Origin of the sequence: Promicromonospora panici, from assembly GCF_900608595.1 — a bacterium.
In the GTDB taxonomy this organism is placed as follows: domain Bacteria; phylum Actinomycetota; class Actinomycetes; order Actinomycetales; family Cellulomonadaceae; genus Promicromonospora; species Promicromonospora panici.
On the sequence record NZ_UWYY01000009.1, the window covers coordinates 36,805 to 61,692 of the forward strand.

20 protein-coding genes are annotated in these 24,888 nt (G+C 71.9%); 5 read left to right on the forward strand and 15 right to left on the reverse strand.

The window, feature by feature from the left end; genetic code table 11:
* Window positions 1-127: 127 nt before the first annotated feature.
* Window positions 128-1,165 carry a hypothetical protein gene (locus tag EW117_RS11735; protein WP_129786907.1) on the reverse strand — a complete coding sequence of 346 codons (1,038 nt, stop codon included), beginning with the start codon at window positions 1,163-1,165 and terminating at the stop codon, window positions 128-130.
* Between the two features lie 207 nt (window positions 1,166-1,372).
* On the opposite strand from EW117_RS11735, the gene pepN reads away from it, so the two are divergent.
* Complete coding sequence (pepN, locus tag EW117_RS11740; RefSeq protein ID WP_129786908.1) at window positions 1,373-3,928, forward strand: aminopeptidase N; 2,556 nt, start codon at window positions 1,373-1,375, stop codon at window positions 3,926-3,928.
* Window positions 3,929-4,033: 105 nt separating this feature from the next.
* Here the strand turns inward: pepN and malQ are convergent, their stop codons facing one another.
* The 3 genes from malQ to EW117_RS11755 form a co-directional block, all read right to left on the reverse strand.
* Window positions 4,034-6,295, reverse strand: coding sequence for a 4-alpha-glucanotransferase (malQ, locus tag EW117_RS11745; RefSeq protein WP_129786909.1), 2,262 nt, complete (start codon window positions 6,293-6,295; stop codon window positions 4,034-4,036).
* Between the two features lie 245 nt (window positions 6,296-6,540).
* Complete coding sequence (locus EW117_RS11750) at window positions 6,541-7,581, reverse strand: mechanosensitive ion channel family protein (RefSeq protein WP_242504243.1); 1,041 nt, start codon at window positions 7,579-7,581, stop codon at window positions 6,541-6,543.
* 207 nt (window positions 7,582-7,788) lie between these two features.
* Window positions 7,789-8,022 carry a PTS sugar transporter subunit IIB gene (locus EW117_RS11755; protein WP_129786910.1) on the reverse strand — a complete coding sequence of 78 codons (234 nt, stop codon included), beginning with the start codon at window positions 8,020-8,022 and terminating at the stop codon, window positions 7,789-7,791.
* 153 nt (window positions 8,023-8,175) lie between these two features.
* Between EW117_RS11755 and EW117_RS11760 the strand changes: the two genes are divergently transcribed.
* Complete coding sequence (locus tag EW117_RS11760) at window positions 8,176-8,559, forward strand: globin (RefSeq protein WP_129786911.1); 384 nt, start codon at window positions 8,176-8,178, stop codon at window positions 8,557-8,559.
* A 36-nt stretch (window positions 8,560-8,595) separates the two neighbouring features.
* A complete protein-coding gene (locus EW117_RS11765) occupies window positions 8,596-9,531 on the forward strand; it encodes an acyl-CoA thioesterase (protein WP_129786912.1) in 936 nt (311 codons plus the stop codon).
* Window positions 9,532-9,538: 7 nt separating this feature from the next.
* Here the strand turns inward: EW117_RS11765 and EW117_RS11770 are convergent, their stop codons facing one another.
* Together EW117_RS11770 and EW117_RS11775 are read right to left on the reverse strand one after the other, a co-directional pair.
* Entirely contained in the window at window positions 9,539-10,189 is a 651-nt protein-coding gene (locus EW117_RS11770; protein WP_129786913.1) for a hypothetical protein, read from the reverse strand.
* A gap of 73 nt (window positions 10,190-10,262) precedes the next feature.
* Window positions 10,263-11,147 (reverse strand): aldo/keto reductase family oxidoreductase, encoded by an 885-nt coding sequence (locus tag EW117_RS11775; RefSeq protein WP_129786914.1) that lies wholly within the window; start codon window positions 11,145-11,147, stop codon window positions 10,263-10,265.
* A gap of 200 nt (window positions 11,148-11,347) precedes the next feature.
* Here EW117_RS11775 and EW117_RS11780 point away from each other — a divergent pair, with 200 nt between their 5' ends.
* Window positions 11,348-11,812 carry a winged helix-turn-helix transcriptional regulator gene (locus EW117_RS11780; protein WP_129786915.1) on the forward strand — a complete coding sequence of 155 codons (465 nt, stop codon included), beginning with the start codon at window positions 11,348-11,350 and terminating at the stop codon, window positions 11,810-11,812.
* A gap of 72 nt (window positions 11,813-11,884) precedes the next feature.
* Window positions 11,885-12,379, forward strand: a complete 495-nt coding sequence (locus EW117_RS11785; RefSeq protein WP_129786916.1) for an acyl-CoA thioesterase — start codon at window positions 11,885-11,887, stop codon at window positions 12,377-12,379.
* A gap of 76 nt (window positions 12,380-12,455) precedes the next feature.
* Here the strand turns inward: EW117_RS11785 and EW117_RS11790 are convergent, their stop codons facing one another.
* The 9 genes from EW117_RS11790 to EW117_RS11830 form a co-directional block, all read right to left on the reverse strand.
* On the reverse strand, window positions 12,456-14,261 hold the full coding sequence (locus EW117_RS11790) for a dynamin family protein (RefSeq protein ID WP_129786917.1): 1,806 nt from the start codon (window positions 14,259-14,261) through the stop codon (window positions 12,456-12,458).
* A complete protein-coding gene (locus tag EW117_RS11795) occupies window positions 14,258-16,408 on the reverse strand; it encodes a dynamin family protein (protein WP_129786918.1) in 2,151 nt (716 codons plus the stop codon). Before EW117_RS11795 ends, EW117_RS11790 begins: the two co-directional genes overlap by 4 nt.
* A gap of 96 nt (window positions 16,409-16,504) precedes the next feature.
* Window positions 16,505-17,392, reverse strand: a complete 888-nt coding sequence (locus tag EW117_RS11800; protein ID WP_129786919.1) for a hypothetical protein — start codon at window positions 17,390-17,392, stop codon at window positions 16,505-16,507.
* 133 nt (window positions 17,393-17,525) lie between these two features.
* Window positions 17,526-18,476 (reverse strand): phosphotransferase, encoded by a 951-nt coding sequence (locus EW117_RS11805; protein ID WP_129786920.1) that lies wholly within the window; start codon window positions 18,474-18,476, stop codon window positions 17,526-17,528.
* A 143-nt stretch (window positions 18,477-18,619) separates the two neighbouring features.
* The gene (gene ettA, locus EW117_RS11810; RefSeq protein ID WP_129786921.1) at window positions 18,620-20,302 is read right to left on the reverse strand and encodes an energy-dependent translational throttle protein EttA; all 1,683 of its coding nucleotides are present in this window, start codon (window positions 20,300-20,302) and stop codon (window positions 18,620-18,622) included.
* A 128-nt stretch (window positions 20,303-20,430) separates the two neighbouring features.
* Window positions 20,431-20,985, reverse strand: coding sequence for a single-stranded DNA-binding protein (locus EW117_RS11815; protein ID WP_129786922.1), 555 nt, complete (start codon window positions 20,983-20,985; stop codon window positions 20,431-20,433).
* Window positions 20,986-21,039: 54 nt separating this feature from the next.
* Complete coding sequence (locus EW117_RS11820) at window positions 21,040-22,620, reverse strand: GTP-binding protein (RefSeq protein ID WP_129786923.1); 1,581 nt, start codon at window positions 22,618-22,620, stop codon at window positions 21,040-21,042.
* The gene (locus tag EW117_RS11825) at window positions 22,617-24,296 is read right to left on the reverse strand and encodes a GTPase (RefSeq protein ID WP_242504244.1); all 1,680 of its coding nucleotides are present in this window, start codon (window positions 24,294-24,296) and stop codon (window positions 22,617-22,619) included. The genes EW117_RS11820 and EW117_RS11825 overlap by 4 nt, the downstream gene beginning before the upstream one ends.
* A 98-nt stretch (window positions 24,297-24,394) precedes the next feature.
* Window positions 24,395-24,721, reverse strand: coding sequence for an anthrone oxygenase family protein (locus tag EW117_RS11830; protein WP_129786924.1), 327 nt, complete (start codon window positions 24,719-24,721; stop codon window positions 24,395-24,397).
* Between the last annotated feature and the right edge of the window lie 167 nt (window positions 24,722-24,888).

Genomic DNA, 24,888 nt, shown 5'->3' on the forward strand with positions numbered 1-24,888 from the left:
TCGGCGGGGCCCACTTCTGTCCTAATTTCGCCGCTGCGGTCCTACATCGCTGCGGTCCTACATCGCTGCGGTCCTACATCGCTGCAGTTCTACCTCGCCACAGTCCTACCTCGGCGGAGCCGGTCGGTCAGGCCTGGCCTATGCCTGCCCGGGCGATCGAGAAGCCCGTGCCCGTCGAGTCGGCGGTGCACGTCATGCCGGTCTCGGCGCTCGTGCAGGTGAATCCATGGACCTTCTTGGTCTGGCCGTACTCCAGCTTCGCGGTGTCAGCCGGCGCCGCCTTCGGCTGCTCCTTCTTGCCGACGCACGGCTGCGTCACGTTGCCGCTCGGGTCGACCTTCGCCACGTAGCCGGACGCGCCGCCGCACGAGTCGTCGGGGGCGGGCTTCTGGTCGAGCTGCGCGATGCCGCACGTCGCGGCGTCCTCGGAGATCGTGCAGGTGATGTTGAGCGACGGCGCGGCGAACGTCTCGACGCCGGGTCCGCCGGCGGTCTCCAGGCCGGTCTCGGCAGACGGCTCGGCCGACTGCTCGGCGGCCGGCGTCCCGTCACCCGTCGGTGAGTTGTCGGGAGAGTTGAACAGGCTCACGGCGAAGACGATCGCGGCGACCACGAGCAGTACGTCCAGGGCGATGAACGCGATCCAGCCCGGGCTGAGCTTCCTGCGCGCACGCTCCGGCTCGGGCGGGTAGCCACTGCCCTGCGGCGCGTAGACCGGCTGGCCGTACTGGTCGTAGCCCTGCGGCGGGTACGGCTGCGGGGGGTACTGACCAGCCTGCGGCTGCTGGGGCGCCTGCTGAGCGTAGGGCTGCTGCGGCGCCTGCTGCGCGTAGGCCTGGGGCTGCGCATAGCCCTGCTGATACCCGTACTGCTCGGGGTAGTACTGCTGTTGCTGCGTCCCCGCGTCCCCGTTCTTGTGCACGGACTGCACCACGGGAGCACCCGGCGCGGCGGGCGCCGGGGTGACCGCCTGCGAGAACTGGCTCGCGGGCGAGATCGCCGGTGGCATGCGTGTCGACGCGGAGACCCGCTGCACCGGTCCCTGCTGGGCAGGCGTGGGCGCGGTGGGTGGGTGCTGCTCCGGGTGCTGTTTCTGGGGCGGCGCACCCGACTCCTCGTCGGGGCCCCCGCCTGGCGGCGGTGGCGGCGGCACTGTGCCGGACATCAGGCGACTCCCTCAGCTCAAATCGGTCGGTCGGGCGACCGCGGTCGATCGTACACAAAGGCGTTACTCGCTGTTACTCCCGCGTGGCATGATCGACGAGTCGTCGCAGGTAGTTCACAGATCGGACGACAACCCAACCGAAGATGCGCGTTCATCGGACGCGCGGGGTGCCATCGGCGCCCACGAGAAGACAGACGTGGAGGGCCTGTGCCCGGAGAGAACCTGACCCGCGCCGAGGCGGTCGAACGTGCCGGCGTCGTAGCGGTCGAGTCGTACGAGATCGCGCTGGACCTGACCACTGGTCCGGAGACTTTCGCATCCGCCACGACTGTGCGCTTCACCGCGACGGAAGGCGCCTCGACTCATCTCGACCTGGTCGCCCCGTCGGTGAGGTCCGTGGTGCTGAACGGCCGCGAGCTGGACGCGGCGTCCGTCTTCGCCGACTCCCGCATCACCCTGGAAGGCCTGGCCGCCGACAACGAGCTCGTCGTCGTCGCCGACTGCGGCTACACGAACACGGGCGAGGGCCTGCACCGCTTCGTGGACCCGGTGGACGGCGAGGTCTACCTGTACACGCAGTTCGAGGTGCCCGACGCGCGCCGGGTGTTCGCCTGCTTCGAGCAGCCGGACCTCAAGGCGACGTTTCAGTTCACGGTCACCGCGCCCGCCGCGTGGGAGGTCGTGAGCAACGAGCCGACACCGGAGCCGGTCCCGGCCGGCTCGACCAGCGAGGGCGACGTCGCCACCTGGACGTTCGAGCCCACCGGCCGCATCTCGACGTACATCACGGCGCTGGTCGCCGGCCCGTACGCGGTGGTCCGTTCGTCGCTGACGTCGTCGGACGGGCGGGAGATCCCGCTCGGCGCCTTCTGCCGCAAGTCGCTGTCGGAGCACTTCGACGCGGACTACATCTTCGAGAAGACCCGGCAGGGCTTCGAGTTCTACGAGTCGACGTTCGGCGTCCCGTACCCGTTCACCAAGTACGACCAGCTGTTCGTGCCCGAGTACAACATGGGCGCCATGGAGAACGCGGGCTGCGTGACCTTCACGGAGTCGTACGTGTTCCGTTCCAAGGTCACCGAGGCCGTGCGCGAGCGCCGCGTCGTGACGATCCTGCACGAGCTGGCGCACATGTGGTTCGGCGACCTGGTCACCATGAAGTGGTGGAACGACCTGTGGCTGAACGAGTCGTTCGCGGAGTACGCGTCCACGCTCGCCACGGCCGAGGCCACCGAGTGGGAGGCCGCCTGGACCACCTTCTCGGCGATGGAGAAGTCGTGGGCCTACAAGCAGGACCAGCTGCCGTCCACGCACCCGATCGTCGCGGAGATCAAGGACCTGGAGGACGTCCAGGTCAACTTCGACGGGATCACCTACGCCAAGGGTGCGTCCGTGCTCAAGCAGCTCGTGGCCTGGGTGGGGCGTGACGCGTTCATCGCGGGAGTCTCGGCGTACTTCGGCAAGCACGCGTGGGGCAACACCGAGCTGCCCGACCTGCTGACCGAGCTCGAGGCCACCAGCGGCCGCGACCTCAAGGCCTGGTCGAAGCTCTGGCTGGAGACCGCGGGCGTGAACACCCTGCGTCCGGTCATCGAGACGGACAGCAAGGGCCGCATCATGTCGTTCGTCGTCGAGCAGACGGCGCCCGCCGAGTGGCCCACGATCCGCCCGCACCGCCTCGGCATCGGCTTCTACAGCCTGTCCGACGCCGGAGAGCTCGTGCGCACCCACTTCACCGAGGTGGACGTCGACGGGCCGCGGACCGACGTCAAGGAGCTCGTCGAGCTCGACCGCCCGGCGCTCGTGCTGCTCAACGACGAGGACCTCGCGTACGCGAAGATCCGCCTCGACGCCTCGTCGCTCCGCGTCGCGCTGGAGCACCTGGCCGACATCGCGGACCCGCTGGCCCGCTCCCTGGTGTGGGGCTCGGTCTGGGACTCGGTGCGCGACGCCGAGGTCCCGGCGTCGGAGTACGTGCGTCTCGTACTCGGCGGCATCGCCCGCGAGACCGAGTCGACCACGCTCCGGACCACGCTGAACCAGATGGTGCTGGCGGCCAAGCAGTACGTGGCGCCGTCGACCCGGACGGCGACGATCGCCGAGGTGGGCGACACGCTCTGGTCGCTCGTGGGCGACGCCGCGGCCGGCTCGGACACGCAGTTCCAGCTCGTGAAGTTCTTCGCGCACGTGGCGTCGACGCCCGAGCACGTGGCGACCCTGTCCGGGCTGCTGGACGGCTCGGTCGCGCTCGACGGGCTGACCCTCGACACCGATCTCCGCTGGGAGCTCCTGGAGGGCCTCGTGCTCAACGGCGCCGCGGGCGACACGGAGGTCGACGAGATGCTCGCCGCCGACAACACCGCCACCGGCCGCCAGGCGGCTGCTCGTGCCCGGGCCGCCAAGCCGACCGTCGAGGGCAAGCTGGCCGCGCTGTCGTCCGTGGTGGACGCCGACGTGCCGAACGCGATCATCCGGAACACGGGCCTCGGGTTCCTGCACGTGAACGACCCGGCCGCGCTGGCCGGCGTCGTGCAGCCGTACCTGGACGCCGTGCTGAAGGTGTGGAGCGAGCGGACGTACCACATCGCCGAGGAGATCATCGAAGGCTTCTACCCGGCGCCGCTGGCGTCGGCGGAGCTGCGAGACGCGACAGCCGCCTGGCTGGACACGAACGCTGACGCGCCCCCGGCCCTGCGCCGGCTGGTCGTGGAGGCCCTGGCAGGCACCGAACGCGCGCTGAAGGCCCAGTCCACGGACGCCTGACCCCCGCTTCGCCGAGGTAGGACCCTGGCGAGGTAGAACTGTGGCAGCGCTGCGGTCCTACCTCGCCAGGCTCCTACCTCGCCACAGTTCTACTTCGCCACAGTTCTACTTCGGCAGGGACGGGGTGGGGTCTTCCTCGTTCATGACCGTGACCAGCGAGCGCAGGCGGGCGTTGGTGAACAGGTCCTCCAGGAGCACCACCGTTCCCGCCGAGTCGGCCAGCGGCACCTTCCAGTTCGGGTACTCGGTGTCCGTGCCGGGCTGGTTCTGCGCGCGGCGCTCCCCCACGGCGTCGGTCAGGTAAACGCCGACCAGCGCCGACGGCGTGTCCTTGAGGTAGCGGTGCAGGCCCTCGACCAGCTCCCGCTCGGACGGGGCGAACGTCGTCAGGCCGCGGCGCGACAATGCTTCCACCAGCGAGTCGCGCTCCGCGCGCGCACGGCCGCGCAGCACCGTCGCTTCCTCCGTCAGCAGCCCGAGCCGCTCGCGCAGGTCCACGTGCTCGCCCGCGAGGTACCCCGCCGTCGGCGGCAGGTCGTGCGTGGTGACGGTGGCCAGGGCCGCGCTGCGGTACGCCTCCGGCTCCAGCGGCGCTCCCGCGGCGTCCCGTTCGAAGAGCAGCACCGACGTGCCCAGGATCCCGCGCTCCGCGAGGTAGTCGCGGATCCACGGCTCGAACGTGCCGAGGTCCTCGCCGACGATCGCCACCCCGGCGCGCTGCGCCTCCAGGCACAGGATGCCGATCAGGGCCTCGTGGTCGTAGGTGACGTACGCACCGGCCGACGCGCGTGCCCCGCCCGGGATCCACCACAGGCGGAAGAGCCCGAGCACGTGGTCGATGCGCAGCGCGCCGCAGTGCCGCAGCGTGGTGCGCAGCAGCTCGCGGTACGGCGCGTAGCCCGCCCGCGCGAGCGCGCGTGGGTGCCACGGCGGCTGGGTCCAGTTCTGGCCCTGCTGGTTGTACATGTCCGGCGGTGCGCCCACCGACACTCCGCGGGCGAGGACGCCGGAGTCCGCCCACGCGTCGGCGCCGTGCGGTGCAGAGCCTACGGCGAGGTCCTTCAGCACCCCCAGCCGCATCCCGGCGTCGAGCCCCGCGCGGTGTGCCGCGCGCAGCTGCTCGTCGGCCACCCACTGCAGCCAGCAGTAGAACTGGACGCGCTCGGACAGGGCGTTACGCAGCGTCGTCACGCCGGACGAGCCCGGGTCGGACAGCTCCGCCGGCCAGTCGCGGCCGTCGAGGTGCTCGGTGATCGCGCACCAGGTGGCGAAGTCGATCAGGCCCTTGCCCTGCGCCAGCACGTACTCGTCGAACGCGGTCTGCCGGGCCGCCGAGCGGGGCGCCGTGTACACGACCTCGAGCGCGGCCTTCTTGGCCTCCCAGACGGCGTCCCGGTCGATCGGCCCGGAGTCCTCGGACAGCTCGCGCACGGGCTCCGCGGCCCACTCCACGAGCGACCGGTCGGCGGCGGAAAGGTACGCCGTCTCACGGATGTCCTCGACGCGGATGTACAGCGGCGACATGAAGCGACGCGACGTCGGCAGGTACGGGCTCGGCGTCAGCGGCGTCACCGGCTCGGTGGCGTGCAGCGGGTTCACCCCGACGAAGTCGGCCCCGCCGTTGTGCGCCGTCTGCCAGGCGAGGTCGCCCAGGTCGGCGAGGTCGCCCATGCCCCAGGAGTCCCGGGACCGCACCGAGTAGAGCTGGATCATGAAGCCCCACGCCTGCTTGCGGGCCACCTTCTTGCGCAGCTCGAGCCGCTCGGGCGTCACCACGAGCGACGTCCGCGCCGTCTGCCCGCCCGACTTCGCGTGCAGCGTGTGCCAGCCCAGCGGCAGGTCGCCGGGAACGGTGAACGTCGCCCGGCCCACCTTTCGGCTGTCCACGGTGCGCGGCTCGGTGAAGACGTCCGCCTGGCGGAGCTGGACCCGCGTGCCCTTCACGGTCGCGAACGAGCCCGTGGCGGTCGACGGCGGCGCCGTCACGCGCCAGGGCGTGGCGCTCGCCGGCATGACCGGCGTCTCGGACAGCTCGAGCTCTACCCACGCGGTCACCTCCGCGCCGTCCGCGATGTGCACCGGCACCTGCACCTCGGTGCCCTCCCGCGTCACGACCGTGGGCGGCAGCATCGCGCGCCACTCGTCGTCGCGGGTCCGCTCCAGGCTCGCCGCGACGGCGGCGGGGGTCGACGCCGGCACGTCGAGCGCCTCCAGCACCGCGACGATCGTCGAGGTGCTGACCTGCTGGACGCGGCCGTCGTGGTCGGTGTACTCGCGCTGCACGCCGTGGGCGGCTGCCAGCTCGGCCAGCTCCGGCGGCACTGGGGGGCCGTCTCCGGTGGAGCCGGTCGTCGATTCGTCGGTCACAAGGAAAGATCCTGCCATCAACCGGCGCTCACCGGGCGCAACGCGGGCGTGTCAGGCGAATTGACAGGCGGATCCCAAGCACCCCGGGCATCACGCCGGAACCCTGGGCCCGCCCGCGAAGCCTGACGTGGATCGCTGGCCGGGGGCAAGGCATACCCGGCGGGGAGGGCAACGGAGAGCTAGCAATGTTCCGTCTCCGTTACCTTCCTGGCCGGGTATGCCTTGCCCCGGCGGTCCAGACGGAGTCAGCTGACGCCGGGTGTGTCCCCGGTCGTGTTCTCGTCGAACGACACGGGCGCCGAGCGCGCGACGATCCCCGCGTTCAGCAGCTCCGCGTGGCCCGCGACGCGCAGCGATCGGGCGACCGCCCACTGCTGGGCGGGGCGCACCTGGGCGTGCAGGGTGAAGGTCAGGCCCGCCCCGTCGACGGCGTCGACGCCGCGCACCGACGGCGTCTCCAGGAGGCTGTCGGCGAGCTCCGGGTCGTTCTTCACGCGGTCGACGGCGCGCCCGAGCGCGGCGCGGACGGCGTCGACGTCGGTCCCGAGCGGGACCTGGATCTCGGCGACCGCGCGACTCCATTCCTGGGTGCGGTTGCCCGCACGCAGGATCTCGCCGTTGCGGACGTACCAGAGGGTCCCGTCGAACGCGCGCACCTGGGTCAGCCGCAGGCCCATTGCCTCGACGGTGCCGACGACGCCCACCCCGAGGTCGACGTTGTCGCCGACGCCGAACTGGTCCTCGATGAGCAGGAAGACCCCGGAGATGAAGTCCTTGACCAGGGTCTGCGCACCGAAACCGATGGCGACGCCCGCCACGCCCGCAGTAGCCAGCAGGGGCGCGATGTCGAACCTGAGCACCTGGAGGATGGAGAGCACCATGATCGTGCCGATCACGATATTGACCGCCGACTTCAGCACCGAACCGACGGTTCGCGCGCGCTGGGCGCGCCGCTCCGCCGCCCGCGGATTGGCCGCGGTCAGGACGTCTGCCAGAGCCTGTGGCGACATCAGCATGTTCTTGCGGCGCCGCTTGCTGCCCCCGCCTGCTGTCGTGTTCGGGACGGCGCCGGTGGTGGTACCCACGGGGTCCGCCGACCGCTCGACCGACCTCGGCTTCTGACCGACGGCGATGCTCTCGGCGAGGGCGGTGACGACGCGCCGCAGCACGCCGATGGCGACCATCCCGATCACGAGGATCAGGATGATCTTCAGGGGCCTGTCGCCGAACCAGGACCAGAAGTCCTCGGCGCTGTTGAACACTGAGGCAGCAAGAGACTCGAACACGCGCGCAAACTTACTCGGGTCCGGGCGCCTGCTCCGCCATCTTCGGCGGGATGCGAGGGACTCCTGCGCGACCTTCACAGGCCGTTCGCGGGCAGCGGCGGGATCGTGAGGCCGGTCACGGGCCCGGAACACACCCGGGCCCGCGCGGTCATGCCGCCGAGCTCACCGTCGAGCTCGGCGTCGCTTCTCTCGTCAGACCATCTCTCGTCAGACTCTGAGCGTGTCGAGCTCTGCCGCGAGGTTGTCCGCCTCGGGCCCGACGATCACCTGGACCACCCGGCCGGACCGGACGACGCCGAACGCGCCGGACGACTTCAGTCCGATCTCGTCCACGAGGGACGGATCGCTCACCTCGACCCGGAGCCGCGTGATGCACGGCTCCAGCTCGACCACGTTCGAGGTCCCTCCGAGTGCCGCAAGGATCTGGTCAGCCTTGGTCATGTCTCAACTCCCACCGTGCGTCGCTGCAGGTCTGGCCTCAGCCTATCTGGCCTGGCAAGCGTTTCGGCCGGACTGTTGTCGAATCGATCACATGAGACTCCGTTTCACACGGGCGTCATCGGACTGTCACCGTCGGGTGGCAGGATGACGAACGTGACACAGGAATCCTTCTACGACGCGGTCGGCGGCCACGACACGTTCGTGCGCCTCGTCGACACGTTCTACGACGGCGTCGCGGACGACCCGGTGCTGCGCCCCATGTATCCCGAGGAGGACCTGGGGCCGGCCAAGGAGCGTCTGACGATGTTTCTCGAGCAGTACTGGGGCGGACCCGGCACCTACTCCGCGCAGCGCGGGCACCCGCGGCTGCGCATGCGCCACATGCCGTTCAAGGTGAACCCCGACGCCCGCGACCGCTGGCTCGCGCACATGCGGGCCGCCGTCGACTCGCTGGAGCTCGCGCCGATCCACGAGTCGCAGCTGTGGGACTACCTGGAGCGCGCCGCCTTCAGCATGATCAACACGTTCGAAGACTGACGAAGACTGACCAGGAACTGAAGGAGACGCCCGCTCGTGGACGCCACCACCCCTGACCCGACCCCGCCCGACGCCCTCGACCGCCTCCTGGAGGTGCTCGACCTGCGCCACCTCGAGGGCTGGGGCCCGCGCGGCGAGGAGGACGTGCTGCGCGGGGACAGCATGCCCGGCCCGGCGAACCGCGCCTACGGCGGGCAGGTGCTCGCGCAGGCCATCCTGGCCGCGGACCGCACGGTGCCGGAGGGCCGCCTGATCCACTCGTTGCACGGCTACTTCCTGCGCGAGGGGCGGCTCGAGGAGCCCATCGACTTCGCGGTGGAGCGGCTGCGCGACGGGCGCTCGTTCAGCGCGCGCCGCACCCACGCCATCCAGTTCGGCAAGCCGATCCTGTCGATGATCGCGTCCTTCCAGGAGGACCAGCCGGGTTACGAGCACGCCATGCCGATGCCCGACGACGTCCCGCCGCCGGACGAGGTCGGCTCCGCGTTCGACGAGCTCGCCAGCCTGCCGGAGGCATTCGCGGCCCGGGCCCAGTTCTGGACGGACTCGGCGTTCGAGCTGCGGCACGTGGGCGGCTCGCTGTACCTGCGTCCGGACGCCGCGGTGGCCCACGGCGGCACGCCGCCCGCCACCCAGCTGGTATGGATGCGCACGCGCCGTCCGCTGGAGAACAAGGAGCAGGCCATGCACCGCGCTCTGCTCGCCTTCGCGTGCGACCAGCTCATGCTCGAGCCCGCCCTGCGCGCCGCCGGCAAGTCCTGGCAGGATGCCGGCGCGTCGGTGCCGATGGCCAGCCTGGACCACGGCATGTGGTGGCACCGCGACGTCCGGGTGGACGAGTGGATGCTGTTCGTGCAGTCCTCGCCGAGCGCGCAGGGCGGCCGCGCCCTCGGTACGGCGAAGGTCTACACACAGGACGGCGCCCTGGTGGCCTCCGCGGGCCAGGAGGGCATGATCCGGCTCCCGGCCTGAGCCACCGCTAGGCCCCGAGCTCTGCCAGGCGGTCGCGCGTCGCCCGGACCGCCAGACGGGTGGACTCGACCTGATCCCGGCCGGCCCGCGCCTCCGCGCGCTGTTCCAGGGCCCGGACGAACAGGGCAAGGGCCTCGCCGAGGAAGGGCCGGGCCTGGTCGGCGTGCACAGCGAGCGCCTGGTCGTACCGGCACTTGCCCCAGTGCAGCAGCGCGAGGAACTCGAGCCGGCGCGCGTGCTCGATGCTCGCGCCGTGTTCCCCGTAGTGGTGCGCGGCCTCCAGGGCCAGCCCGAACAACAGGTCCGCCTCCGAGAACCGGTGCCGCCACTGCAGCACGTGCGCGAGCCGCAGCAGGGGCGCGACGGCGCCGAGGGGCACCTCTTCGGCGTGCGAGTGCGCGGCCTCCCGACCGTCGCCCGGCCCGCCGGCCAGCCGGACGGCGAGCCAGCCGAGGTACTCGGCCTCGGCCAGCTCGGCGTCCGGATCGTCCGCGGCGGGGGCCAGCGCGCGGATCAGTGGCACGCGCACGGCCAGTGTGCCCGGCGCGTCGCCGTCCCGCCGCTGCGCCAGCTCGGCGAGGTACGCCTGGGCGGCCGGGACGTCGTCGAACACCTCGTGCAACGTGACCGGGTCGAAGTTGTGTCTGGGCAGATCCACAGTTCCTCCGTGGCCAGAATCGTGGCCAACACCAAGTGGGATGAACCTACCAATTCGGACACACTGAGACCACTCAGCCGGCGATCTCGTCCAGCGCCGCGACGTCGTCGGAGGTGAGCCGGAGACCAGCGCCCGCGACGTTCTCGCGCAGATGCGCCGCCGACGAGGTGCCGGGGATCAGCAGGATGTTCGGCGACCGCTGCAGCAGCCAGGCCAGTGCGACGGACATCGGCGTCGCCTCCAAGCGGGTGGCCACTGCCGAGAGAGCGGCGGACTGGAGCGGGCTGAAGCCGCCGAGCGGGAAGAACGGCACGTAGGCGATGCCGTCCGCCGCGAGCTTGTCGATGAGCTCGTCGTCGTGCCGGTGGGCGAGGTTGTACATGTTTTGCACGCAGACGATCGGTGCGATCGCGCGCGCCTCGGCGACCTGTTCCGCCGTCGCGTTGCTCACGCCAAGGTGCCGGATCAGGCCTTGCTGCTGAAGCCCGGCGAGCGTCTCGAACGCTTCGGCGAGCGAACCCGGCTGGGGCCCCTGGGCGTTGCCGAGCCGGAGGTTCACGACGTCGAGCACCTCGACGCCCAGGCTGTCCAGGTTCTCGTGGACGGCACGGTAGAGCGCCTCGGGCTCGCGGGCCGGGGGCCAGCCGCCCTGCTCGTCGCGGGTCGAGCCGACCTTGGTCGCGACGTGCAGAGCTTCGGGGTACGGGTGCAGCGCTTCGCGGATCAGCCGGTTGGTGACTCGCGGACCGTAGGCGTCGCTCGTGTCGATGTGGGTGATCCCGAGGTCGACGGCCTCGCGCAGTACGGCGAGTGCGCCGTCGGGGTCGGCGGGCGGGCCCATGACGCCGCGGCCGGCGAGCTGCATGGCCCCGTAGCCGAACCGGGTGACGGTCAGGTCGCCGAGGGTCCAGCTGCCGCCAGGAAGTGGCCCAGGGACTGTGGTGGAGGGCGTGCTCATGTCTTCCTTTGTGTCGAGTGGCGACGTGTCCGACACACAGGTCACTCAGGTGACCTGTGTGTCGGACACGTCGGGGTTGGAGGTGTGCCGCACGGAGGTTGGTGCCGAACGGCTCCGTACACCAGGATGGTGAGGCCGCTTCCCGACGGGAAGTAGGCACTTGGAAGTGCGTAACCCACCCACGGGTGAGAGGAGAGACGATGCCGACGATGACGGCGGCCCAGAAGAGGGCGCATGCCAAGGCGGAGTACGACGCGTTCCTGGCGGCCTGCCCGAGCCGCATCCTGCTCGACCGGATCTCGGACAAGTGGGTGACACTGACCGTGAGCGCGCTGGGCGGCGGCGGTTCGCCGAAGCCGGGCGGGGGCTATGGCGACGGGCCACGGCCGATGCGCTACTCGGAGCTGTCCCGCCGGCTGGCCGGCGTCAGCCAGAAGATGCTCACCCAGACGCTGCGCTCCCTGGAACGCGACGGCCTCGTCACGCGCACGGCGACGCCGACGGTGCCCGTCACGGTCACCTATGAGCTGACCGACCTCGGCCTCTCGCTGCTCCAGCTCGTGCGCGGCATCAAGGGCTGGGCCGAGACCCACATGGACGACGTGCTCGCCCACCGCGCGAAGCACGACGCCGGGGCCTCGGACCAGGGGCCGCCTGAGCAGTAGACGCCCGAGTCGTGACCGTCCTCACGCCGCGACCGCGCCATGTCACCGGGGGCCGCGGAGGAAGATGGGCACATGACACGCCTCCATGTCCCCGTCACGCTGCGCTGGTCCGACCTCGACGCGTACGCGCACGTCAACAACGTAGCGATGTTCCGCCTGCTGGAGGACGCCCGGATCACCGCCTTCTGGCAGCATCCGGAGGCGCCGGAGGGCGAGGAATGGCCGACGGCGGTGGTACCCACCGGTCCCGAGGCCGACTCGCACACGCTGGTGGCCGGGCAGCGCATCGAGTACCTGCGCCCGCTGCTGTTCACCCGGACGCCGGTGCGCGTGGAGATGTGGCTCGGCCGGATCGGCGGCGCCAGCGCGGAGGTCTGCTACGAGGTGCACGACGGCGTCGCCAGCATGGCGAAGACCGGCCCGACGTCGGGCGGCGAGCCGTATGCCCGCGCCACCACCACGCTCGTGTTCGTCGATGCCGCCACGAACCAGCCGCGCCGCCTCACCGAGGCGGAGCGCCTGGCGTGGAAGGAGTTCGAGGAGCCCCCGGTCACCTTCCGCCGCTGACCCAACTTGGTTGTGAGCGCGATCGTTGCGCCTGAAACGGGCCCGTAGGCGCACAAATCACGCTCACAACAAAGAGTCAGCTGGCGGCTACCGTGGCCGCCGTGCGGCAGCTGGCTAGCTGGGCCAGCTCCGCCTCCACCGGCTTGCGCACCAGTCGGTCGGCGACTTGGCCGACGGCCTGCCTCAGGCGCCGTCGAGCACCCAGCGCCCGACGGCGCGCGCCCAGCGCGCCGAACACCCGGCAGACGAGCGCGAGCAGCAGACCGAGCGCGAGCCCGCCCAGCACCATGAGCGTGGGCCACGGGATCCGGAAGGGGTCGACGCCGAGTCCCTCCCCGGAGCCCTGCGACGGCGCCCCGGGGAACACCACGCCGTCGCCGCCCGACCAGGTCGGCAGAGTCAGCACGGGGGTCGGCAGCGGCGGGAGCTGCAGGTACGCGAAGCCGAACAGCACGAAGAGCCACAGCAGGCCCGCGGCAACGACGGCGATCAGGGACCACTGGACGACGTTGACGAGCGACCACCAGACCGGACGCCGGGCCGCCTCGACCCGGGTGGCGGCCACCGCCTGGTCGAGCGCGTCAGGCAGCTTGTTGATGCCCGCCTGCGCCCGCGAGCGCGCCGCCAGCACCCACGGGTCCGCGACGCCGCGGGTCACCTCCTCGACGTAGCGCCGCACCGCCGACGCCGCGGCGGAGCGCACGGCCGGCTTCGCCGTCGGCAGCGACGTGCGGACCAGGTCCTCCCGGCCCGACGGCGCCCGGTGCTCCCGGTCCGCCGAACGCAGCCCGAGCCGCCGCAGCGGATCCCTGCGCAGCCGCCCGACCCAGCGGGTCAGCGGCCAGCCCGTCGCGGAGCGCGCGTCGCGGCGGGCGGAGGCGCGGACGGCGTCGACCACCGTCGGTACCCCGGCCGCCAGCTCCAGGGCGGCGACCAGGTCGCCGCGGGCCTGGCTCCCCAGGCGCGACGGCGGCGGCGTGCCGCACTCGTCGACGATCTTCTGCGCGACTGCCCGCTCGTCGGCGGCGAGCCGCGCCGTGGCGGCCTCGCGCTTCGCCGCGGCCTTCGCCAGCAGGCCGCGGAGGTCGTCCATGCCCTGCCCGGTCTTCGCCGAGACGGCGAGCACGCGCGCGCCGGCCAGACCGTCCTCGGCGACGAGGCGCTTGAGGTCGGCGAGCATCGCCGACGTCTCGTCCGGCGTCAGGCGGTCGGCCTGGTTGAGCGCCACGACCACCACCTCGGCGTGGCCCGCGAGCGGGCGCAGGAAGCCCTCGTGGAGGGCGGCGTCCGCGTACTTCTGCGGGTCGACCACCCAGACCAGCAGGTCGGCGCGCTGCACCAGGCGCTCGGCGCGCACCCGGTGCTCCGTGACCACCGAGTCGTGGTCGGGCAGGTCCAGCAGCACCAGCCCCGTCGTGTCCCCCGCGGGGGTCCGACGCCGGAACGGCCCGCGGCCCCGCCCAGCTGTCGAGCCGCCGCCTTCCGACGAGGGCTCGACGACCGATGAGAGCTCGATCACCGGAGGCGCGGTCTCGGCGCCCGGCTCCCGCACCTGGTGCCGCCACCCGACCTCCAGCCAGTCCAGGAGCGGGTCCGCGCCCTCGCCCCAGACGGCGGCCATCGGATGCGACGTCGTCGGACGCCGCACGCCCGACTGCGCGATCGACACACCGGCGACCGCGTTGAGCACCGACGACTTGCCCGACCCCGTGGCGCCGGCCAGCGCCACCACCGTGTGCTCGGCGGACAGCCCGCCACGCTCGCGTGCCCGGGTGACGACGGCGCGCGCCTCGTCGAGCAGGGCGGGCTCGATGCGGCCCTCCGCGGCCTGGACGGCGGTGTCCAGGGCGGTGGTGCGGTCCGCCAGGTCGAGCCGGCTCACCGGTCGCCCTCCCCGAACAGCCGCTTCCAGAAGCCCTTGCGCTCCGGCTCCTCGCCCAGGTCGGGGCGGCCCGTCGCCAGGTTGTCGCCGGCCGGCCGGGCGTGCACCCCGCGCAGGCCGCGACTCTCGGTGAGGTCCTCGGTGGGTGCTCCGGCCCCGGCCCCGGCTCCGGCTCCGGCGGCCCGGCGTGCCTGCCGCTCGGCCGAGGCGGCGGAACTCACGGTGTCGGCCGCGGCGCGCACGCCCGCACCGTTCGTCTCCGCGGAGCCCAGCGCGTCCAGCTGCGCCGTGTACCGAGCGGCCTGCCCGTCCATCACCGCCTGGATGCGGGCGCGGAGCCGGTCGCGCGCCTGCAGTGCCAGCCGGCGGACGGCGTCCTCGCCGAACACCGCCTCCAGCAGCCGCTGAGCGAGCACGGCCGAACCGCCCGCGATGCCGACCTCGATGCCGGTGAGCCCGCCCGTCGACGCGAAGACGAAGATCATCAGCGCGACGCCGAGGCCGTTCACGCCGAACGACAGCGCCCGGGCCTTGCCCCGCTTCGACTCGCCCTGCTCGCGGACGAGCTCCAGGACGTCGCCCTGCCAGCCGCGGATCTGCCCGCCCACCTCGGCGCGCAACGCTGCCGGCGTCCGCGACAGCTCCAGGCCCTCGAGGAGCGCCGCACCCGCGGCGTCGCCCCGCCAGGCCTGGTAGGAGCGCTCCGCGGCCTCCTCGGCGGCGTCCAGCACCACAGACTCCAGGCCGTGCGCGATCGCCTGCTCGACCTGCGGCGCCTCCTTGGGCTTGCCGCGGAAGAACCCCGACACCGCGTCCCGGAACCGGCCGATGCCCTCCTCGACGGCCCGGAAGAACTCGCCGGTGCCCACGAAGTCCTGCCAGCGGGCGAGCACCTCGCCGCGCAGCAGCGCGCCGTCCGACGTCGCGGCCGTCACCTGGGCGACCGCGTCCGTGTAAGCGCGGTCCACGACGTGGCGCAGCCGGGCGTCCGCCGCACGCTGCGCGTCCGCGGCGTCGGCCAGCTCGGCCGCCCGCAGGACCAGGGAGTCCACGACGCCGTCGCGCGTGGCCGAGATGACCCGCTGGCGCGCCTGAGCGTCCCCGCCCAGCCCGGTGAGCCAGCGCGACACCTCCGCGACGCCCTCCTCGGGCAGCATCCCGTCGACGAGCTCGGCCTCGGCGATGACGAACAGCGGGCTGTCGGCCAGGCCGTGCTCCACCATCATGTCCCGGAGGTCGTCGGCCGTGGCCTCGGCGCCCGGGTCCACGCGGTCCAGCACCATCGCCACCTGCGCCTTGCGCCCCGAGGCCTGCAGCAGCAGGTCCCACGGCACGGCGTCCGCGTAGCGGGCCGACGTCGTGACGAACAACCACAGGTCCGCCGCCCCGAGCAGCTGCGCCGCGAGCTCGCGGTTGGCGGTGTCGACGGAGTCGATGTCCGGCGCGTCCAGCAGCGCCAGGCCCTTGGGCAGCGAGTCACTCGGCACCAGGCGCAGCGTGCGGCTCGGTTCGGACGGCGTCCCGCCGGGCTGGGCGCCGGCCCTGGCCGCCGCCTGCGCGGCGTTCTGCGCGGTGTTCTGCGCGGCGTTCCAAGGCCCCGCGCTGCCCGACGCCGGCGGGCCCGGGGTCGTGCCGCCCGCCGCGCCGCCGCCCGACGCCCCGCCGCCCGACACCGTCTGGCGGGCCAGGCCCGGCAGGACCCGGTCCGTGGAGAACCAGCGCGCGTCCAGCGGGTGGTGCACCAGCACCGGCGCCCTCGTGGTGGGCCGCAGCACCCCCGGCTGCGTCACCCGCTCCCCCAGGATCGAGTTCACGAGCGTCGACTTGCCCGCGCCGGTCGACCCGCCGACCACGACGAGCAGCGGCGCCTTCTGCGACCGAAGCCGCGGCAGCAGGTAGTCGTCGAGCTGATCCGTGGCGCGGCGCAGCTCGGTACGCGCGGCCTCGGCGCCCGACGTCTCCAGCGGCAGGCGGAGCGCGCCGAGCCGGGCACGCAGCACCTCGAGCGCGCCGGTCAGGCCGGTCCAGTCGCCGGGCTCGGCGACCGGTTCTACGCCTGCTTCGGGACCCGACCCGGCAGCCGGCTCGGAGCCCGGCCCCGGGTCCGGGACGCCGGATGCCGCGTCGTCGTCGGGCTTGTCGGTCATGGCGCACAGTCTGCCGCAACCACCCAGGTCGGGCTCGACCGCGCGGCGAGAAAACCCGACCGTTCGACGAGAAACCGCGACCGTGCCGCGAGCGGCTCAGCCGCCGAGGCGCATCCGCAGCCATTCGAGGGCCGCGTGCGCCACCTCGCGCTGTACGGCGCGGCCGTGCGGCAGGCCCGGCTCGGGCGGCCGCATGGACTCGAGCACGAGCGCGCCGGCGGTGACCGTCACGGCGCAGGTGAGTGCCTCTGGGTCGACGTCGGGCAGGGGGTGCCGGTCCAGGACCGCCTCGGGTGGCGGGGCGCCGTCGACCCGCAGGTGCGGCAGCAGCAGCACGACGTCGAGGAACGGCGCGCCGTGGGACGGCATGAACCAGTCGACGGCGTGGGCGCTGGTCGCGTCCCAGCCGTGGTCGGTGATCAGTATCGACTCCCGGCGCAGCGCGCCGTGCACGAGGCTCTTGCCGGACAGGGCCTCGTCCGCGTAGGAGGCGATGTCGGCGAGATGGTCGATCTTGTCGGACAGCCACGGTGTGAAGGCGGACAAGCCGGGTGGCTGCATGGCGGCGATGGTGGCCCAGGCACCGACGTCGATCTGGTCGAGCGCGTCGGGCAGCTCCGCCGGCGCCTCGCTCGTGCCGATCTGGATGGCCAGCTCGACCGCGGCCGCGAGGTCCCCCTCGTCCCAGGGGTCGTGCGGCGGGCGGATGGGCTCGTTGCGGTAGCCGAGCACCACCCAGCGGCCCGCCCCGGGCAGCACCTCGTCGACGAACCACTCGCGCGGGAGGGTCGGGACCTCGTCGGGCAGGGTGGCCACCGACGCCGCCTCGGCGGCCATCCGGTCCTGCGTCACCGGGGCCTCGGGCCCGACCGCGCGGACTATCGACCGGCCGGACGCCGTCTGGAGCACCTCCAGCGTGCTGGCCGGAGCGGTGCCGCTCATCGGAGCGGAGCCGATCACCCGGCCTCCCATGGTCTCGCTCACACGGGAACGGACAGAGGGGGGGAGATCGGACCATGCCGGCCGCCGAACAGCACTCATGGCCGGAGTTTGCCCAACCCGGCTTTCACCCGCAAACCACAATCGGTATGACGCGGTTGTGCCGGCCTGGCCGGGCTCAGAAACCGAGCCGGGTCTTGAGCCACGAGACGGCGGCCTGCGCCAGCCGGTGCTGGTACGAACGCAGCTCCGGCATGTCGGTGGGCGGCGGCTCCATCGACGACTTCACGTAGTGCCCGGCGAGCACCGCGATCCAGCAGGTCACGGCATCCGGCTCCGTGCCGGGCGGCAGCCCGTACCGGCGCAGCGTGGCCTCGGGCGGCGGCCCGTCGTTGATCCTCGCGTGCAGCAGGATCGAGACCAGGTCGAGGTACGGAGCCCCGGCGCTGCCCCGGATCCAGTCCGAGATCAGCGCCTTCGCCCCCGGCGCCGTCGGCAGCATGACGTTCTGCACGCGCAGCGTGCCGTGCTGCAGGCTCTTGCCGGCTATCGCGTCCGGGGCGTGCGAGGCGATCTCCGCGAGGCCTTCTAGCCGGCCGGCGAGCCACGGCGAGTGGTTCGCGAGCCTGGCGGGCAGCCTGTCCGCGAGCACCTCCCACGAGTCCGCGGGGAACACCTTCTCCTCCGGCAGGAACATCGGGTCGTCAGGGGCCTCGATCTCACCGATCGACCGCACCACCCGGAACAGCGTGGCGACGTCGTCCTCCGGCCAGCTGAGGTCGATCGGCCGCACGTCGGCGCGCATCGCGTAGGCGACCGCCACCCAGGTGCCCAGATTCGGCAGCACCTCGTCGATCGACCACAGCAGCTCGGGGTTGGGCGCGGCCTGGGGCAGCAACGGCGAGAGCGCGATCTCCTGGCGCAGGAAGTTCAGAGTGTCCGGCTGTTCCGTGCCCAGCGCCTTGACGAAGGCGTTCCCCTGCATCGTCTGCACCTGGAACTGCGCGACGGGCAGGGTCCCGGAATCTCCCGGGGTACTGGCGGCGATCACGCGGGCGCCGAGCAGGTGGTTGATGCGTTCTTTCAGCGCAGGCGGCAGGTCACGCCATCCGGGTCGCAGGGCACTCACTGCGGCATCTTGTCGGAGATGTCACGTTACAGCAAGGAATGAATAAATTTCACCCTTTGCCCGCACCGCCGTCTGGATCGCTGAGTGCTGGATATTCGCCCCTCCAGTGCGGCCAGGAGGGCGAATATCCAGCGCTCAACGGGCTAGTCGCGGGTGAGCTTGCGGTACGTGATCCGGTGCGGGCGGGCCGCGTCGGCGCCGAGGCGCTCGACCTTGTTGGCCTCGTACGACTCGAAGTTGCCCTCGAACCAGTACCAGTTCGCCGGGTCCTCCTCGGTGCCCTCGTACGCCAGGATGTGCGTCACCACGCGGTCGAGGAACCACCGGTCGTGAGACACCACGACGGCGCAGCCCGGGAACTCCAGCAGGGCGTTCTCCAGCGAGCCGAGGGTCTCCACGTCGAGGTCGTTGGTGGGCTCGTCCAGCAGCAGCAGGTTGCCGCCCTGCTTGAGCGTCAGCGCCAGGTTGAGGCGGTTGCGCTCACCACCGGAGAGCACGCCGGCCGGCTTCTGCTGGTCCGGGCCCTTGAACCCGAACGACGCCACGTACGCGCGGGACGGGATCTCGACGTTGCCGACCTTGATGAAATCGAGCCCGTCGGACACGACCTCCCACAGGGTCTTCTTCGGGTCGATGCCGCCGCGCGACTGGTCGACGTACGAGATCGAGACCGTGTCGCCGATCTTGAGCTCACCGCTGTCGAGCGGTTCCAGGCCCACGATGGTCTTGAACAGCGTGGTCTTACCGACACCGTTCGGACCGATGACGCCGACGATGCCGTTCCGCGGCAGCGTGAACGACAGCCCGTCGATGAGCACGCGGTCGTCGAAGCCCTTCTTCAGGTCCGAGGCCTCCAGGACCAGCGAGCCCATGCGCGGGCCGGCCGGGATCTGGATCTCCTCGAAGTCGAGCTTCTTGGTCCGCTCGGCCTCCGCCGCCATCTCCTCGTACCGGGCGAGACGGGCCTTCGACTTGGTCTGGCGCCCCTTGGCGTTGGACCGCACCCACTCCAGCTCCTCCTTGAGGCGCCGGGAGAGCTTGGCGTCCTTCTTGCCCTGGACCTCCAGGCGCGCCTGCTTCTTCTCCAGGTACGTCGAGTAGTTGCCCTCGTAGGGGTACAGGCGGCCGCGGTCGACCTCGCAGATCCACTCCGCGACGTGGTCCAGGAAGTACCGGTCGTGGGTCACGGCGAGCACGGCGCCCGCGTAGGAGGCGAGGTGCTGCTCGAGCCACAGCACGGACTCGGCGTCGAGGTGGTTGGTGGGCTCGTCCAGGAGCAGCAGGTCGGGCTTCTCCAGGAGCAGCTTGCAGAGCGCCACGCGGCGGCGCTCACCACCGGAGAGCACGGTCACGTCGGCGTCCGGCGGCGGGCAGCGCAGGGCGTCCATCGCCTGCTCGAGCTGGGAGTCGAGGTCCCACGCGTCGGCGGCGTCGATGTCCTCCTGCAGTGTGCCCATCTCGGCCAGCAGCGCGTCGAAGTCGGCGTCGGGCTCCGCCATGAGGGCCGAGATCTCGTCGAACCGCGCCTTCTTCGCCAGGATCTCGCCGACTGCCTCCTGGACGTTGCCCAGGACGGTCTTCTCCTCGTTCAGCGGCGGCTCCTGCTGCAGGATGCCCACGGTGTAGCCGGGCGACAGGCGCGCCTCACCGTTCGACGGCGTGTCCAGCCCGGCCATGATCTTGAGGATCGTCGACTTACCGGCACCGTTCGGTCCGACCACGCCGATCTTCGCGCCGGGCAGGAAGTTCAGCGACACGTCATCGAGGATGACCTTGTCGCCGTGCGCCTTACGCGCCTTATACATGGAGTAGATGTACTCAGCCACTGCCTGTGTTCCACCGTTCACAGTAGGTACTTCGGACGGGTGCGCTCACGCGGAGCGGGTGCCGGGAGATCCCTGCGCGGAGGTTGTCCCCCGGCACCCGCGGACCGCGGAGCACGACTGGCACCAGCCTACGCGTTCACCAGCTCGCGCTGCCCGACGCCGGCCTCGTCACCCGGGTCGTCTTCGTCACCCGGGAGGCCGGCGGCACTCCCGGACGTCAGTGCGTCGAGCCCGAACGGGTCGACGTCGCCCGGGCGCGCCGCGGTCAGCTCGCCGCGGTCGGCCGGGGTGACCGGGGCGCCGTCGGGCACCGTGTCGTGGTGCACCACGCGCGTGAACCCGACCTTGCCGCGCATCGCGTCGACGCCGATCGACGTCGCGACGATCACCAGGCCCGTGCGCTGCTGCCCCTCCGGGCCGGTCCACTCGTCGACCTCGAGCCGGCCCGTGACGACCACCGGGACGCCCTTGTGCACCGACTCGACCACGTTCAGCGCGGCCGTCCGCCAGGCCTTGACCGTGAACCACAGGGTCGCGCCGTCGGTCCAGTCGCCGTTCTCGTTCACGTAGCGCCGGGTGCTGGCCACGCGGAACGTGGTCCATTCCAGATCCTTGGCCGCGTTCAGGTGCAGCACCGGGTTGTTGCCGGCGTTGCCCTGCACGGTCACCGTGACGTCGTTCATTTCAGGCCTCCTGGGTGTCACGGACCGGCCCGAGCGGCCGGTCCGTACCCAGCATCAGGCGCGAACGGTACCCAGGTCGGTGAGCCTGACCCCGCCTGGGGACGAAGCCTGGATATGGCCGCCTGTGGTCGAGTTCTCTTCCAGGCGGAGCGGTGCGGAGGGTCCGTCGTCGCGTGCACTCTGTGCGAGCTCGCGCACCGCGCGGTGCTCGTCGAGCAGCCTCTGGGTGGGCGTGCCGAGGGTCTGCTGGAGCACCCGCTCGAGCGCGGCCCGGCCCGATGCGATGACGCCCTGCTCCCGCCGCGCGGCCAGGGCGCGGCGCATCTGCATCGCCACGAGGAACACCACGAGCGCCGCCACAGCAGCCGCGACGGCGAGCACCCCGAGCACGGTGGTCCACGTTTCCCCCGCCGGCAGGATCCCCGTCGAGGCCAGCACCGTGGCGATCCCGAGCAGCACGGCGAGCAGCACGGCCCCCAGCGCGAGCCTGCGGGTCAGCCGCTGCGTCGTCGGGCCCCGGGTGTCGAGGGTGATGCCCTGCAGCGCGGTCGCCACCGCGGTGGCGACGTCCTGGGCGCTGCCGACGCTCGAGGCGAGCGACCGCCGCCAGCCGGGCTTGAGGGACTCCCCCGAACCCGTGAGCCAGCGCGACCGCGAGAGCGCTATCGAGTCCGGGTCCGGCGCGCGGAACTCGGGCGAGCCGTACCCGTTGCGTACCGCCGCGCCCACCTGGGCCGCCACCGACTCCAGGCCCGCGGCCCGCGCCAGGGCGTCCACCTCACGTTCGAGCACGGTGTCGATGTGCCAGGGCACCTCGGCGGGGGTCTGGCCCAGCAGCAGGGTCGCCGCGGCGTCGAGCTCGCCCGCGGCACGGCCCGCCGAGACCGACCTGCGCGCCACCGTCTGCTCCAGAAGCCCGCGCAGGTCCGCGATGCCGATGTCGGTCTTGGTCGACGCCGCGACCACCGGGACGTTCTCCAGGCCGTCGTCGCGCAGGAGCCGCTTCACGTCGTTGACCAGGTTGTCGCGCTGCCCGACCGGCACCGTGTCGATCTGGTTCAGCACGACCACCGTCGAGGCCTGCATCCCCGACGAGTCACGCAGGTAGCCCGTGTGCAGGGCGTCGTCGGCGTACTTCTGCGGGTCCACCACCCACACGAGCAGGTCGACCAGCGGCAGCACCTTGTCCACCACCTCGCGGTGCCCCGGCGCCACGGAGTCGTGGTCGGGCAGGTCCAGCAGCACCAGCCCGGCCAGGCTCGCCTCGTCGGCCGAGTCCAGCTCGCCCGCCCGCGTGATGCGGCGCTCCCGCTCCACGCCGAGCCAGTCCAGCAGCTGCGTGGCGTCGTCGCTCCACGAGCAGGCGGTGACCTTGGCGGTGGTGGGGCGCTTCACGCCGACGTCGGCGAACGTGAGGCGGGAGATCTTGTTGAAGGTGCTCGACTTGCCCGAGCCGGTACCGCCCGCGAGCGCCACGACCGTGTGGTCCACTCCGAGGGCGAGCCGCTCGCGGACACCGGCGACGGAGCTGGCGACCTTGCCGAAGACCGCGTCGTCGAGGCGTGATCCGGCGATCTGCAGCGCGCGGCCGAGGTCTTCGGTGCGAGCGCTCAGTGTCGCGTCATGGCTCGTCATGTCAGCCTCCTGAGCTCGGCCAGCCGCACGCGGAGCGGAGCGGCCGCGTCGTCGGCTAAGGCGGGGACGTCAAGGGCACTCTGGACAGAACGGGCCTCTTCCGCAACCGCTAGCGCTACCTTGTCGGCAAGTTCGCCCTGAAGTTCCTCAATAGCGTCGCCGGTGGTCTCGCCGAGCACACGGTCGACGAGCCGCGCGGAGTCCTCGTTCCCGAGGGCGGTGCCGAGCAGCAGGGTGGCCAGGCCCTGGTCCCCGAACGCCTTGCGGGCGCCTGCGGCACGGGCCGCGGCGTCGTGCTCGGAGCTGTCGGCGGCCAAGGTGTCCAGGCGCTCGACGATGTCGTCGGCCGTCCGGGACCAGTCGACGGCGGCCTCCTGCCCCCAGACGAGCCGCTGCTTCGCGCGGTCGGAGCCGGACGGCAGGATCGTCTCGCCGGCGGGTGGGGCGCCTGGTCCGGCGAGGGTGTCCCGCAGGCGTTCCTCGGTGCGGACGCCCGCGGCCACGAAGGCGCGCGCCGCGGTGGCCTCGACCTCCTCGCGCAGTCGCGCGAGCGCCGCGTCGCGGGCCTTGCCGGCGCGCTTGGTGGTCCGGGCGACGCCGTCGCGGACCGTGACCCGGGAGATGCGGTGGGTGCTCTCTAGCTGCGCGAACCGGGCGGCGACGGTGCCCTCGCCGGCCGCGCCGGACAAGACGGCGGTGCGCGCGGCGAGCTGCTCGTCCGGAACCACCGACTCGACGGCGTTGCGCAGGTCGAAGGCGGCGGTCCCCTGTTGCTCGACGGCGGCGGCGAGCCCCAGCACCCATTCGGGGAGCGCGCCGAGCGCGCCCTTGAGTGTGCGCAGGATGATCGTGCGGGAGCGTTCGGGCCCGGCCATGAGGCCGAGCCAGCGCTGGATGGGCTCGACCAGCTTGGGGTCGAGCAGCCCCTCGTGGGGCCCGACGTCGGGCACGATGAACAGCGGGACGTCCTTCATGCCCCGTTCCTTCATCCGCGAGTTGAGGTCCCCGCGAATGGTCGTCAGGTTCTCCTTGGGCACCCGGTTGAGCACCATGGCGACGCTCGCGCCGCGCTCCTTAGCGCGGTCGAGCGCCTGCCACGGCAGGGCGTCGCCGTAGCGGGCGGCGGTGGTGACGAACAGCCAGAGGTCGGCCGCTTCGAGGAGCTGGTGGGCGGTGGAGCGGTTCTCCGACAGGAACGAGTCCAGGTCGGGCGCGTCCATCAGCGCGGTGCCGCGGGGCACGCCCTCGTGCTTGACCAGCCGGGCCAGCTCGGTGACGGGCCCGGGCGTGAGCGTGTCGACGTCGCGCGGGTGCACCCCCACCACGGGTTCCCGGGTGGTAGGCCGCAGCACTCCCGCCTCGGAGACCTCCTCGCGCAGCAGGCTGTTGAACAGGGTCGACTTTCCCGCGCCGGTAGAGCCCGCCAGCACGACGACGGCGGGGCTGGACAGCTCGGCGAGGCGCGGCAGCAGGTGTTCGTCGAGCTGTGCCAAGAGGCGTTCCCGAGAGGCCTCGGCCTCTTCGGCGCTGTCGATGGGGAGGGGCAGGGTCGCGGCGGCGACGTCGCGGCGCAGATCCCGTACGACGTCGTGCACCGTGAAGCCGAGCTGCTCCGCAACGTTCGGGTCCACACCACCCCGACGGCCGAGCACTGCGGAGCGTGTTCCTTGGGTCACGGCTTCATCCTGATAGGTCAAGAACGTTCTGCCAAGCCGTGCCGCGCTGTTGGTGTGCAGAAACACCAGGTTCGTTTGTACGGACGGACCGCGGATCGCTAGCTGACTCCCGCCCTGCCCTCGACGACGAGCGCCCCGGCCAGGCTCGTGAAGGCGGCGGCACTGGCGATCACGCGCACGAGGTTCCATGCCCGCCACCTCGCCTCGTCGAACGCCTCTCTGATCGCGGCGAGACGGGCCGGGTCGTCTGGCAGTCCGGCTGCTTTGATCGCGTCGTTGAGCGGCACGTTGATGCCGATCGTGATGCCGAAGACGATCGCGTAGAGGACGAGAGCGACGACGACCCAGAGCAGTGCGGGGCGGCCGAGCTGGGTGAGCGCGGCGACGAGTGTGAAGACCAGGCTGCCGATGAAGCCGGTGATCATGAACCAGGGGTTGATGATCGCCCGGTCGATTGCCTGGAAGGCGCCGACGAGCGTCCGGTCGTCGGTGGTGGCCAGTCCTCACGCTGGCCGCCGACCTGCTCCGCGACACCTCGGACACCGTCGAGACGATCGCCCGCCGCGTCGGCTGTGCCAACGCGTTCGCCCTC